The following is a 12,473-nucleotide window of genomic DNA, read 5'->3' as shown; positions in this document are numbered from 1 at the left end:
GTCATCCGGTGGATGACGGCCCCCAGCACGTTCTCGGTCGTTCTCGCCAGCCGACAGCAGGCGGCTCGAGCGGTCGAGACGGTCAGCCGAGCCCGGCCGCCCGCCACGCCGGGCTCACCCGCACCACGTCGCCGATCACGGTCACGGCCGGAGCGCGGACGCCGGCCGCGGTCGCGACGTCGGCGATGGTCGCGAGGGTCCCCACGGTGGACCGCTGTCGCGGGCCGTACCCGTCCTCGACGACCGCGACGGGGGTCTCGGGCGACCGGCCCGAGGCCACGAGCGCGGCCGCGGAGTCGCGGAGCCGCGAGACGCCCATGAGCAGGACGACGGTGTGGTCGGAGGCCGCAGGCACCTTGCCGATGTCCTCGTGCCCGGTCAGGACGGTGAAACCGCGCGACCAGCCGCGGTGCGTCACGGGGATACCCACCGCGGCGGGCACGGACACGGCGCTCGTCACGCCGGGCACGACCTCGACGGGGATGCCGTGCTCCTCGCACGCGATGAGCTCCTCGCCCCCGCGCCCGAACACGTACGGGTCGCCGCCCTTGAGCCGGACGACGCGGCGTCCGGCGAGCGCGTGCTCGACCAGCAGCGCGTTGATCTCCTCCTGCGGGACCGGGTGGAACCCCGGGGTCTTGCCGACGTCGATCACCACGACGTCGTCGGCGAGCTCGTCGAGCAGGGCGCGCGGGCCCAGCCGGTCGGTCACCACGACCTCGGCCTGCGCGAGCAGACGGCGTCCGCGCGCCGTGACGAGCCCGGGGTCGCCGGGTCCGCCGCCCACCAGCGCGACGCTCCCGCGACCCGCAGCGGGTCGGACCGGCCGCAGCGGGAGCTCGCCGGTCGCCAGGAGGGCGTCGATCGCGTCTCGGACGCGCTGGGCGCGTCGGGGGTCGCGGCCGGCGTTCACGGCCACGACGACCTCGGTCGTGGCGGTCGTGGCAGCGGAGGTGGTGTCGTCCGCCACGGTCACCCGGGCCACGGCCGGGACCCACGCGCTCCCGGCCTCGGCGTCACCCGCGCTCACACAGAAGACGCGCAGCGCCTCGGCCTCGGCCGCGACGGCCGCGTCGACCTCGGAGGAGCCGGTCGCGGTGTGCACGAGCCACGCGCCCTCGAGGTCTCCTGGCCGGAACGAGCGCGCCTCCCAGGCCACCGACCCGGCCGCGCCGGGCCCGTCGGGGCGAGCGGCGCCGTCGGGCAGGGGAGCGACCAGCAGCGCCAGGTCCTCGCAGACCTCCGGCGCGACGACACGCACGTGCGCGCCCGCGAGGACGAGCGACCGGGTCCGCCGCGCGGCGACCGGGCCGCCGCCCACGACGACCACGAGACGGCCCGCGATCCGCAGACCGAGGGGGTAGAGCTCAGGGTTCATGCGCCCATCATCGCTCGAAAGCGGCGGTGGCCAGCTCACGCCGGCGCAGCAGCCACCCCGAGCCCTTGCCGGCCGACGTCTCGGGGGCCAGGCCCCGACGACGCAGCATCGACTTCTCGACCGGGGCGAAGAACAGCAGCTCGATGACCATGCCGACCACGAGGATCAGCAGGATCGCCGTGAAGACGAGCGCCATGTCGGACAGCTCGCGCCCCTGCTGGAGGAACGCGCCCAGCCCGAACCCGATCCCGCCGCCGACCGCGATGATCTCCGCGGCCATGAGCGAGCGCCACGAGAACGCCCAGCCCTGCTTGAGGCCCGCGAGGTAGCCGGGGAAGGCCGCGGGGAGGATGACGTCCTTGATCATCTGGAAGCGGCCCGCGCCCAGGACCTGACCCACGCGCCGGTACAGCGGCGGCACCTGGTCCACGCCCGACACGATCCCGTTGATGATCGAGGGCACCGCGCCCATGAGGATCACGAAGTACACCGTGGCGTCGGACAGCCCGAACCAGATGATGCCCGCGGGCACCCAGGCGACCGACGGCAGCACCTGCAGGCCCGTGATGATGGGCCCGAACGAGACGCGCACCCAGCGCACGCGGGCCACGAGGATGCCGAGCGGCGTGCCGATCGCGACGGCCGCGAGGAAGCCCAGGACGCCGCGCTCGAGGCTCGTCCCGAGGGCCTGCCACAGCGTGCCGCTCTCCGCGGCGCGTGTGACGGCCTCCCAGACCTGCTCGGGGCCGGGCAGGTTGTAGATGGGCTGGACCTCGAGCCACACGAGGGTCTGCCAGACGGCGAGCAGGATCGCGATCGCGAGGACCGGCGGGTAGACGGCGTGGAACGCCGTGGACCACCGGCTCGCGGTGGTGGCGACGGTCGTCTGGAGGGCGTCGAGTCCCGCCTCGATGTCGCTCACGTCCTTGGCGTGCCCGACGGCGGCCCCCGCCTCGCGCGGACCGGTCGCGACGGCGTCGCGCGTCTCGGGCGAGTGCCCGGACGCGTCCGGGCCAGGCAGGGCGCCGTCGCGCGGGGCCAGGGTCTCAGTGCTCTTCGACGTCTCAGACGGCATGACGGCGGATCTCCTCACGGAGGTCGTTGGTGATCTCGGTCGCGAGGCGCGACGCGGCGGCGGCCTCGATGCTGCGCTGCTCGTCGGCCCCGTACACGTCGACGTCCCACTCGCGCACGATGCGCCCGGGGCGCGACGACATGAGCAGCACGCGCTGCCCGAGCCGCACGGCCTCGCGGACGTTGTGCGTGATGAACACGATCGTGCGGCCCGTCTGCTCCCAGACGCGTTCGAGCTCGTCGTGCAGCAGGTCACGGGTGATGGCGTCGAGCGCCGCGAACGGCTCGTCCATGAGCAGGACGTCCCGCTCCTGGGCGAGCGAGCGGGCCAGCGCGACGCGCTGGCGCATGCCGCCCGAGAGCTCGTGGACGCGCTTGTCGCCCGAACCGTCGAGCCGCACGAGCGAGAGCAGCTCGGCGGCCCGCTCGCGGCGCTCGGAGCGGGGCACGCCCCGGAACTTCAGGGCGAGCTCGATGTTGCGGCTCGCGGTGAGCCAGGGGAACAGCGCGGACTCCTGGAACATCAGGGCCGCGCCGTCCCCGGCGACCTCCACGTCCCCCGTGGTCGGGCGCTCGAGACCCGCGACGATGTTGAGCAGCGTCGACTTGCCGCAGCCGGAGGCTCCGAGCAGGCAGACGAACTCGCCCTGCGCGATGTCCAGGTCGATCCCGTCGAGCACCGGGGCGCCGTCGGGGGAGAACCGCTTGGACACGCCGCGCAGGCGGACGCCGGTCGTGGGGGTGTCGACCTCGCTCGGGGCCGTTGCGTCTGCTCCGGTCGGGGTACCCGTGCGGGCGGGGGACGTGGTGGTCATCGTGCTACTCCTTGCCGAGACCTGCGGCGGAGACGGTCGGCTGACCGGCCTCCTTCAGCACCTTGTTGAGGAGGCTCAGGTCGTAGATGCCGTCGAGGTCCGCCTCGGTGGTGGTCCCGGCCGTCACGCCGTCCTCGAGCAGGGTGTTGAGCGTGCCCGCGAGCGGGTCCGTCGTGAAGGTGATGTTGGTGAAGGCGCGGTCGAGGACCGCGTCCGACAGGGGCTTGCCGGCGATCTTCTCGATCTCGCCGTTGACGAGCGGCTTGGCCTCGTCCGGGTTGGCGTTGAGCCAGTCGATCGCCGCGACCTCGCCGCGCAGGAGCGCCTCGACGGTCTCCGGGTGCTCTTCGAGGAAGTCGGTGCGGACGATGAGGTGCGTGGTGAGGAACTGGCCGTCGTCCCACAGGTCCTTCTCGTCGACCAGGACGTGGGCGCCCGCGTCGAGCACGAGGCGCGAGGCCCAGGGCTCGGGCAGCCAGCCACCGTCGAGCTCGCCGTTCTGGAACAGCGTGAGGGTCTGGGCGTTCTCGGTCGGGGTGACCGCGACGTCTCCGCCTCCCTGGATGTCGTTCTTCAGGCCGTTCTCGGTGAGCCAGGCGCGCAGCGCGACGTCCTGGGTCCCGCCGAGCTGGGGCGAGGCGATCTTGGTGCCCTTGAGGTCGGCGGCCGTGTCGATCCCGTCGCGCACGACGAGCTGGGCCCCGCCCGACGTCGAGCCCGCGATGATGCGCACGGCCTCTCCGTTCGACTTCACGAAGTTGTTGATCGCGGGGTTGGGGCCGATGAACGTGGCGTCGATGGCCCCCGCGTTGAGGGCCTCGATCGCGGCGGGTCCGGCGTTGAACACCTGGGTCGAGAGCTTGGTGTCGCCCAGGGCTTCCTCGAACTGTCCGCCGGCGACCCCGACGAGGGCCGGGGCGTGCGTGACGTTGGCGAAGTAGCCGAGGCGCAGCTCGTCGGCGGGGCCGCTCGAGGCGTCGGGGCTGTCGGCGGCGTCGGACGTGCCCGTGGAGCAGGCGGAGAGCAGGAGCAGCGGTGCGACGGCGAGCGCGGCGACCGCGGAGCGGGTCCGGGCGAAGCGGTGTCGTGACGTGCCGGCTCGGGTCGTGCGGGTCGGGCGGGACGACGTGTTCATGGTGGGTCCTTCTGGATGGTCGGTGGTTGCCTGGCGGTGGACGTGTCGAGTCCCGGCAGCGCCGATCCGTGCGGTACGAGATCCGAGGGCCCGGTGGTCCGGGCCCTGACCTGCGGTGGTCGGGGGACCTCAGATCGCGTGCTGCACGGGACGCTGCGAAGGACATCGCACGGCCGCCAGGGCGTCTCCGACCATTCCTGCTGCGAGGGTGCCGCCGTCCTGACCGTCGATCAGGAGGAAGGCACCGGTGCGGCGCGAGGTGACGTACTCCTCGGCCGCGACGGGTGAGGCGAGGCGCAGGGTGACGCGCCCGATGTCGTTGAGCTCGAGCGCCTCCGCGGGCTCGAGCTCGGCGGTGTCGAGGTCCAGGCGCCCGACGACGTCGCGCACCACGGCCTGCACGGTGCGGGTCGTGTGCTTGAGCAGCACGCGGGTGCCGGGGCGCAGCGTCTTGTCGCTGAGCCACGCGACGGTGCCCTCGACGTCCTGCGTGACCTGCGGGGCGTCGGCTGCCGCCGCGATGAGGTCGCCGCGGGCGATGTCGATCTCGTCCGTGAGGCGGATCGTGACCGACTGCGGGGCGAAGGCCTCGGCGAGCGTGCCGTCAGCCGTGTCGATGCCCTCGACCGTGCTCTTCTTCCCGCTGGGCAGGACCACGACCTCGTCGCCCACGCGGACCACGCCCGAGGCGATCTGGCCCGCGTACCCGCGGTAGTCGCGGAACCGCTCCTCGAGGGCCGCGCCCTGGGGGCGCAGGACGACCTGGACGGGGAAGCGGAAGGCCTCGGTGTCGGGCGTCTCGGCCGCGGGGAGCTCCTCGAGCAGGTCGAGCAGGCTCGGCCCGTCGTACCAGGGCGTCCTGCCGTCGGGGCCGCCCGAGCGGTCGACGACGTTGACGCCCTCGAGCGCCGAGACGGGCAGCGTGAGGATGTGCGCGACGCCGAGCGAGGCCGCGGCCTCGCGGATCTGGCCCGCGAGCTCCTCGTAGCGCTCCTGGCTGTAGTCGACCAGGTCGATCTTGTTGACGGCGACGATCACGTGGGGCACGCGCAGGAGGCTCGCGACCGCGAGGTGGCGGCGCGTCTGCTCGAGCAGTCCCTTGCGGGCGTCGATGAGCAGCACGACGACGTCGGCCGTCGAGGCCCCCGTGACGGTGTTGCGCGTGTACTGCACGTGCCCGGGGCAGTCAGCCAGGATGAACGAGCGCTTGGCCGTCGCGAAGTAGCGGTAGGCGACGTCGATCGTGATGCCCTGCTCGCGCTCGGCGCGCAGGCCGTCGGTCAGCAGCGCGAGGTCGGCCGTGGCGAGGCCGCGGTCGCGCGAGACGCGCTCGACGGCGTCGAGCTGGTCCGCGAGGACGGACTTGGAGTCGAACAGCAGACGGCCGACGAGCGTCGACTTCCCGTCGTCGACGGACCCGGCGGTCGCGAGGCGCAGCAGGGTGCTCGTGAGCAGCGGGGGCGTGGTGGTGGCGCTCACTAGAAGTACCCCTCCTTCTTGCGGTCTTCCATGGCGGCTTCGGAGATCCGGTCGTCGGCGCGCGTGGCGCCGCGCTCGGTGATGCGGGTCGCGGCGACCTCGGTGATGACGTCGTCGACCGTGTAGGAGTCGGATTCGACCGCGCCCGTGCACGACATGTCGCCCACCGTCCGGTAGCGCACGGTCTCGGTGCGGACGTTCGCGGCCTCGGCGTCGTTGCGCGGCTGGGAGTACGGTCCGACGGCGAGCAGCATGCCGTCGCGCTCGAAGACCTCGCGCTCGTGCGCGTAGTAGAGGCTGGGCAGGTCGATCTTCTCGGCCGCGATGTAGCGCCAGATGTCGAGCTCGGTCCAGTTGCTCAGCGGGAACGCGCGGACGTGCTCGCCCGGGCGGTGGCGGCCGTTGTACAGGTTCCACAGCTCGGGCCGCTGGTTGCGCGGGTCCCACTGGCCGAACTCGTCGCGCAGCGAGATGACGCGCTCCTTGGCGCGCGCCTTCTCCTCGTCGCGGCGGCCGCCACCGAACACGGCGTCGAACTTGTGGCCCGTGATGGCGTCGAGCAGCGGTTGGGTCTGGAGCGGGTTGCGCGTGCCGTCGGCGCGCTCCAGGAGGCGGCCGTCGTCGAGGTAGTCCTGGACGGACGCGACCTCGAGGCGGGCGCCGAGGCGCTCGACGGTCGCGTCGCGGTACGCGAGGACCTCGGGGAAGTTGTGCCCCGTGTCGACGTGCAGCAGCGGGAACGGCACGGGGGCGGGCCAGAACGCCTTGGTCGCCAGGTGCAGCATGACGACCGAGTCCTTGCCGCCGCTGAAGAGCAGCACGGGGCGCTCGAACTCCGCGACGACCTCGCGGATGATGTGGACGGCCTCGGACTCGAGGGACTCGAGCTGCGTGAGGCGGTAGGTGGGGGCGGACTCGGTGGTCTCCGTGGGGGAGGCCGGTGGGGCGAGGGGGGCGGTCAAGGCGTCGCTCTTCTCGTCGGGGTGCGTGGGGTGGTCGGTCGGCACGTCGGTGGGCACCGTCCGGTGGTGCGTGGTCGCGGCGCTCATACGTGGAGCCCGCACTCGGTCTTGTCGAGCCCGGCCCACCGGCCTGCGCGCGGGTCCTCGCCGGGGGCGACGCGGCGCGTGCAGGGCGCGCAGCCGATCGAGGGGTACCCGTCGTTGAGGAGCGGGTTGAGGACGACCTGGTGGTCGGCCGCGTAGCCGAGCAGGTCGTCGAAGGACCAGGCGGCGAGCGGGTTGATCTTGACGAGCCCGTTCTTCTCGTCCCAGGTCACGAGCGGGGTGTTGGTGCGGGTCGGGGCCTCGTCGCGGCGCACGCCCGTGACCCAGACCTCGTACTCGCCGAGCGTGCGGGTCAGGGGCTCGACCTTGCGCATCGCGCAGCACGCGGCGGGGTCGCGCGACCAGAGGTCCTTGCCGTGCGCCTCGTCCTGCTGGGCCACGGTGAGCTGCGGCAGGACGTCGACGATCGTGACCTCCATCTGCTGCTCGACGGCGTCGCGCGTGCCCGAGGTCTCGGGGAAGTGGTAGCCGGTCTCGAGGAACAGGACGTCGACCCAGGGGGCCTGTTGCGCGACGACGTGCGGCAGGACCGCGTCGGCCATGGAGCACGCGACGGCGATCGAGTCGCCGAACTCGCGCACGGCCCAGGCGACGACCTGCTCGGCGGTCGCCTCGTCCGGTGCCCCCAGGCCGGAACCGTGGAGCTCGGCCTGACCGCGCTCGACGATCGCACGCAGCTCGTCGGCCGACCGCTGGGGGCGGGCGTTCTGGGCGCGCCGGGCCGCGTGCGCGGCCCTGGACTCGGCGCGCGCCTCGGTGCGTGCCCTGGCGGCCGCGCGCAGGGCGGCGAGCGGGTCGCCGCCGGTCGCCGTGCCCGCAGCGCCCACGGTGCCCGACGGCGCCGCTCCGGCAGGGTGAGCGGCCCCGCCCGGGTTCGTGGTCGTCCCGCTCATCGCAGCGACTCCTCGTCCGCGCGGTGCGCCCACTGGGCGAAGCTCTCCTCGCCGTCCTTCTCCTTCTCGAACTGGCGCACGACGCGCTCGACGTACTCGGGCAGGTCGTCGTTGGTGACCTTGAGGCCGCGCACGGTCCGGCCGAGGCCGGCCTCCGCGCGGTCGTCCGAGGTCAGGCCGCCGCCCAGGTGGACCTGGAACCCGGGGACCTGGTTGCCGTCGTCGTCCATCACGAGCTGGCCCTTGAGGCCGATGTCCGCGGTCTGGATGCGGGCGCAGGAGTTGGGGCAGCCGTTGATGTGCAGCGAGAGCGGCTTCATCGCGGAGAGGTCGCCGAGGCGCTTCTCGAGGTCGTCGATCGCGCGGCTCGCCGCGGCCTTGGTCTCGACGATCGCGAGCTTGCAGTACTCGATGCCCGTGCACGCGATGGTGCTGCGGCGGAACGGGCTCGGGTTCGCGTCGAGGCCCTGCTCCTTGAGCCCGGACACGACACGCTCGAGGTGCTCGTCGGGGACGTCGAGCACGAGCAGCTTCTGGTGCGGGGTGAATCGCACGCGGTGCGACCCGGCCGACTCGGCGAGGTCCGCGACGGCCGCGAGGATGCTCCCCGAGACGCGGCCGACGTAGGGAGCGGCGCCGATGTAGTTGAGGCCGTCCTTCTGCTTGTGCACGCCGACGTGGTCGCCCGGCTGGGACGGCTGCGGGGCGGGCGGGCCGTCGGGCAGCGCGTAGCCGAGGTACTCGGTCTCGAGGACCTCGCGGAACTTCGCGGGTCCCCAGTCGGCGAGCAGGAACTTCAGGCGGGCCTTGTTGCGCAGGCGGCGGTAGCCGTAGTCGCGGAAGATCTGGACGACCCCGTGCCACACGTCGGCCACCTGCTCCTCGGTGACGAACGCGCCGAGGCGCTCGCCCAGCCGGGGGTTGGCGGACAGGCCGCCGCCGACCCACACGTCGAAGCCGACGCCGAGCTCGGGGTGCTCGAGCGCGACGAAGCCCACGTCGTTGATCTCGTGGACCACGTCCTGGGAGGGGTGGCCCGTCACGGCGGTCTTGAACTTGCGGGGCAGGTTCGCGAGCTCGGGGACCCCGATGTACTTGTCGGTGATCTCCTTGATGACCCGGGCGGGGTCGATCAGCTCGTCCGCGGCGATCCCGGCGACCGGGCTGCCCAGGACGACGCGCGGCACGTCGCCGCAGGCCTCGGTCGTCTGCAGCCCCACGGACTCGAGCCGGCGCCAGATCTCGGGGACGTCCTCGACCTCGACCCAGTGGAGCTGGATGTTCTGGCGGTCCGTGATGTCGGCGCTGTCGCGGCCGAAGTCGCGCGAGATGTCCGCGATGACGCGCAGCTGCTCGGTCGTGACCGCGCCACCGTCGATGCGGACGCGGAGCATGAAGTACTTGTCCTCGAGCTCGTGCGGCTCGAGCGCCGCGGTGCGCCCGCCGTCGATCCCGGGCTTGCGCTGCGTGTACAGGCCCCACCAGCGAAAGCGTCCGTGCAGGTCGTCGCCCGTGATCGAGTCGAAGCCCTCGCGCGAGTAGACGTCCTCGATGCGCTGGCGCACCGAGAGGCCGCCGTCCTCCTGCTTCCACTTCTCGTTGCCGTTGAGCGGCTCCTTGCCGTCGACGGCCCACTGGCCGTTGGGCCGGGCGACGCGCGCGGGGCGGGCCGGGCGCTCGGGGCGAGCGGCGGCGTCGGGCACCTGCGAGGTGGACTCGGTGCCGGCGCTCGGGCCGACCGGTGCGGGGGTGCTGCTGCCTGCCGGCTGACCGGCGACCGGGGTCGCGTCAGTGGCGGTGTTCGGCGGCGTCATCGTGCTCCTCGTGGGGGGACGTGGGCACGCGGACCGAAGGACTCAGCAGAGAACGAGGGGGCTGAGGGCCGACCACGCGCGCCCTTGGCTCAGGAAGATGGCGAGCGGTCGGCGAGGACGGCTCGGGCTGAGTCAGGCGCGGGTCAACAACAACAGCAGAAGCTGTTGCGGGCGCAGGCCGTCGCCTCGTGACGCGTCGTCACGAGGAGGAGGTGCGCTGCCGTGGTCATGGCGGGAACGCTACAGAGGCAGCGGGTGAATGAACACCCCCTGTCCGCATGGTGGATGGGTGTCTCAGACTTCGGCGCCCCTCGGGCGGTGCGGGGAGGGTGGGGTGAGCAGCGCCACGCCCATCTTTTTCCGACAGCGGCGTCAGCAAACTAGGATGTGGTCATGGAAATCGTCTACAACGTGTTCGCGGTCCTGCACTTCGTCGGCTGGGCCATCGTCCTCGGCGGCTACTTCGTGTCGCTCAAGTCCGCCGCGCTCAACAAGGGCGTCTTCCACGGTGCCGCGACGGCTGCCGTCGCGGGCATCCTCATGGTGGGCGTCGCTGAGATGAGCGGCATGTGGGACGACGGCGGCCCCAGCATGATGAAGATCGGCATCAAGCTCGTCATCGCCGTGATCATCGCGGTCCTCGCGTTCATCGGCGTGCGCCAGGGCGACAAGATCTCGCCCGCGCTCAAGCACTCGATCGGCGGCCTCACGCTGGTCAACATCATCGTCGCAGTCTTCGTCTGACGCACGACGCGACCCGGGCCGCGTGCGCCGCACCGGTCTGCCTGCCGGTCCGGACCGTCGGGTGAGGGTCGCGTAGATTGACGAGCTCCCCGTACCCGTCAGGGTGCGGGGAGCTCTGTCGTTCCGGCTCTGTCGTCGAGGAAGTGGGTGCGCGCGTGAGCGTGGTGGGAGAGGTGGTCGTCGGCCTGGTGATCCTGGTCGGGCTGGCCGGCATCGTGGTGCAGGTCCTGCCGGGCAACACGCTCGTGGGCGGGGCGATCCTGGTGTGGGCGATCATGACGGGCGGCACGACGGCGTGGGTCGTCTTCGCGGTGGCCGCGACCTTCGTCGTCGCGGCCGAGGGCGGCCAGCTCCTGCTCGCCGGCCGGCACATGCGGCGGGCAGAGGTCCCGTGGTCGACGCTCGCGTGGGGCGGCCTGGTGGGCGTGGTCGGGTTCTTCGTCATCCCTGTGGTCGGGCTGTTCATCGGCTTCGTGGCCGCGGTCTTCGTGGCCGAGCTGATCCGTCGGCGCGACCGACGAGCGGCCTGGCGGGCGACCGTCGCCGCGCTGCAGGCCACGGGCATCACGATCGTGGTCCAGCTGCTGGGAGGGCTGCTCGCGGCGGCGACGTGGGGCGTGGGTCTCGCGCTGACATGAGCCCGGCGCCACGGGAGGTGCCGAGAACGGGGTTGCGGTCGTTCTGGAGGCCGGAACGACCTCAACCCCGTTCTCGACCACGTGACGGGGCCTGACCGGAAGAGTCAGGTCCGGCCGAGGGGGGAGGGGAGGGACGCTCGGGTGTGGGGACGCGGGGGACTCAGGCGCCGAGGCGTGCCCGCAGCCGGTACTCCAGACCGACCCGAACGGTCGGCCACTCGGCGGCCGTGACCGAGTAGACGACGGTGTCGCGCAGCGTGCCGTCGTACCCGATCTGGTGGCTGCGCAGGACCCCGTCGAGCTTGGCGCCCAGGCGCTCGATCGCGGAGCGCGACTCGCGGTTGTGGAAGTGGGTGCGGAACTCGACCGCGATCGCGTCGAGGTCGTCGAACGCGTGCGCGAGCAGCAGGAGCTTCGCGGCAGGGTTCGCGCCCGTGCCCTGCGCCCCCGCGCGCTGCCAGGTGGCGCCGATCTCGACGCGCCGGTTGAGGGGGTCGATCCCGAGGAACGTCGTGATGCCCAGCACCTGGTCGTCGGCGTTGCGGACCACGACCCACGGGTTGGCCGTGCCCGCCTCACGGGCGGCGATCTTGTCCTGGATGTACACCGCCATCTCCTCGGGGGTCGGCACCGAGGTGTACCAGCGGTTCCACAGCTCGCCGTCGCGCACGGCCTCGACGAGGGCGTCGTGGTGGTCCGCCCGCAGCGGGACGAGGCGCACGAGACGGCCGGTCAGGGTCACGGGGTCGGCGAAGACGTTCACGTGCCCGACCTTATCCGGCGCGCGGCCCGGGGCGCCCGGCAGCCCTGATCGTGGTCGCACGGTGGCCGGTTGCCGAGAACGGGACGGCGGCCGCCAGGGGCCGCGACGCGACCGCAACCTCGTTCTCGGGGCGAACGCGCACGACCGACGGGTCACCCGACCGAGATCTCCGTCACGTAGAGCACGTTGCCGTCGAGGTCGCGCATCGAGAACATGGGCGGGACACCGTCCCAGCGCAGCAGCTCGTCGACGCGCACGCCCTGTCGGGCGAGCGTCGCGTGGTCGGCGGCGGCGTCCGAGGTCGCGAGGCGGATGCCCGTGTCGGCCCCGGCCTCCTGGCCCTGGCCCTCCTGGACGAGGGCCACCGAGACCGCGGCGCCGGGCGGGGCGACCTCGATCCAGCGGAACCCTTCCTGGAGGTCGCCGTCCATGCGCACCTCGAAGCCCAGGGTGTCGCGGTAGAACGCGAGCGCGGCGTCCTGGTCGCGCACCGGGACCGCGACCGTGTGCAGGCCCGTGAAGTGGGTCGTCGTCATGATTCCTCCTTGGCAGCGGGGCGCCCTCGACGGAGGGCGTCGTGGGGAGGACCGCAGCGAGGGCACGAAGTCATCGGTCGCCGGGCCGGGCGTGCGCGTCCCGTGAGCTTGCGGGACGCGTGCCGATGCGGGGAGTG

Annotated in this window: 12 protein-coding genes; 2 read left to right on the top strand and 10 right to left on the bottom strand. The window is 72.6% G+C overall.

Annotated features, from left to right (window positions below; translation table 11 throughout):
• Positions 1–82 precede the first annotated feature (82 nt).
• From cobA to H9640_RS04140, 8 genes are all read right to left on the bottom strand, one after another.
• Positions 83–1,378 (bottom strand): uroporphyrinogen-III C-methyltransferase, encoded by a 1,296-nt coding sequence (gene cobA, locus H9640_RS04175; protein WP_191789443.1) that lies wholly within the window; start codon positions 1,376–1,378, stop codon positions 83–85.
• Between the two features lie 7 nt (positions 1,379–1,385).
• The gene (locus tag H9640_RS04170) at positions 1,386–2,453 is read right to left on the bottom strand and encodes an ABC transporter permease (RefSeq protein WP_191789442.1); all 1,068 of its coding nucleotides are present in this window, start codon (positions 2,451–2,453) and stop codon (positions 1,386–1,388) included.
• Positions 2,443–3,267: an ABC transporter ATP-binding protein gene (locus tag H9640_RS04165; protein WP_191789441.1), complete on the bottom strand. Its 825-nt coding sequence runs from the start codon at positions 3,265–3,267 to the stop codon at positions 2,443–2,445. Before H9640_RS04165 ends, H9640_RS04170 begins: the two co-directional genes overlap by 11 nt.
• 4 nt (positions 3,268–3,271) lie before the next feature.
• Positions 3,272–4,402, bottom strand: a complete 1,131-nt coding sequence (locus H9640_RS04160) for an ABC transporter substrate-binding protein (protein ID WP_191789440.1) — start codon at positions 4,400–4,402, stop codon at positions 3,272–3,274.
• A gap of 129 nt (positions 4,403–4,531) precedes the next feature.
• Positions 4,532–5,881, bottom strand: coding sequence for a sulfate adenylyltransferase subunit 1 (locus H9640_RS04155; RefSeq protein ID WP_191789439.1), 1,350 nt, complete (start codon positions 5,879–5,881; stop codon positions 4,532–4,534).
• A complete protein-coding gene (cysD, locus tag H9640_RS04150) occupies positions 5,881–6,930 on the bottom strand; it encodes a sulfate adenylyltransferase subunit CysD (RefSeq protein ID WP_191789438.1) in 1,050 nt (349 codons plus the stop codon). Before cysD ends, H9640_RS04155 begins: the two co-directional genes overlap by 1 nt.
• The gene (locus H9640_RS04145; RefSeq protein WP_191789437.1) at positions 6,927–7,841 is read right to left on the bottom strand and encodes a phosphoadenylyl-sulfate reductase; all 915 of its coding nucleotides are present in this window, start codon (positions 7,839–7,841) and stop codon (positions 6,927–6,929) included. Before H9640_RS04145 ends, cysD begins: the two co-directional genes overlap by 4 nt.
• Positions 7,838–9,655, bottom strand: coding sequence for a nitrite/sulfite reductase (locus tag H9640_RS04140; RefSeq protein ID WP_191789436.1), 1,818 nt, complete (start codon positions 9,653–9,655; stop codon positions 7,838–7,840). The genes H9640_RS04145 and H9640_RS04140 overlap by 4 nt, the downstream gene beginning before the upstream one ends.
• A 393-nt stretch (positions 9,656–10,048) precedes the next feature.
• Here H9640_RS04140 and H9640_RS04135 point away from each other — a divergent pair, with 393 nt between their 5' ends.
• A complete protein-coding gene (locus tag H9640_RS04135) occupies positions 10,049–10,399 on the top strand; it encodes a hypothetical protein (RefSeq protein ID WP_138825406.1) in 351 nt (116 codons plus the stop codon).
• A 155-nt stretch (positions 10,400–10,554) separates the two neighbouring features.
• Positions 10,555–11,037 (top strand): DUF456 domain-containing protein, encoded by a 483-nt coding sequence (locus tag H9640_RS04130; RefSeq protein WP_191789435.1) that lies wholly within the window; start codon positions 10,555–10,557, stop codon positions 11,035–11,037.
• Positions 11,038–11,197: 160 nt separating this feature from the next.
• Here H9640_RS04130 and H9640_RS04125 read toward each other — a convergent pair whose 3' ends face one another.
• Both H9640_RS04125 and H9640_RS04120 read right to left on the bottom strand, forming a co-directional pair.
• Positions 11,198–11,800, bottom strand: a complete 603-nt coding sequence (locus H9640_RS04125) for a GNAT family N-acetyltransferase (RefSeq protein WP_191789434.1) — start codon at positions 11,798–11,800, stop codon at positions 11,198–11,200.
• A gap of 152 nt (positions 11,801–11,952) precedes the next feature.
• A complete protein-coding gene (locus H9640_RS04120) occupies positions 11,953–12,336 on the bottom strand; it encodes a VOC family protein (protein ID WP_191789433.1) in 384 nt (127 codons plus the stop codon).
• Positions 12,337–12,473: the final 137 nt, after the last annotated feature.

The organism is Oerskovia gallyi (assembly GCF_014836745.1).
Classification (GTDB): Bacteria; Actinomycetota; Actinomycetes; order Actinomycetales; family Cellulomonadaceae; genus Oerskovia; species Oerskovia paurometabola.
Note: the sequence above shows the minus strand (reverse complement) of the source record. Positions and strands in the feature narration are given on the sequence as shown.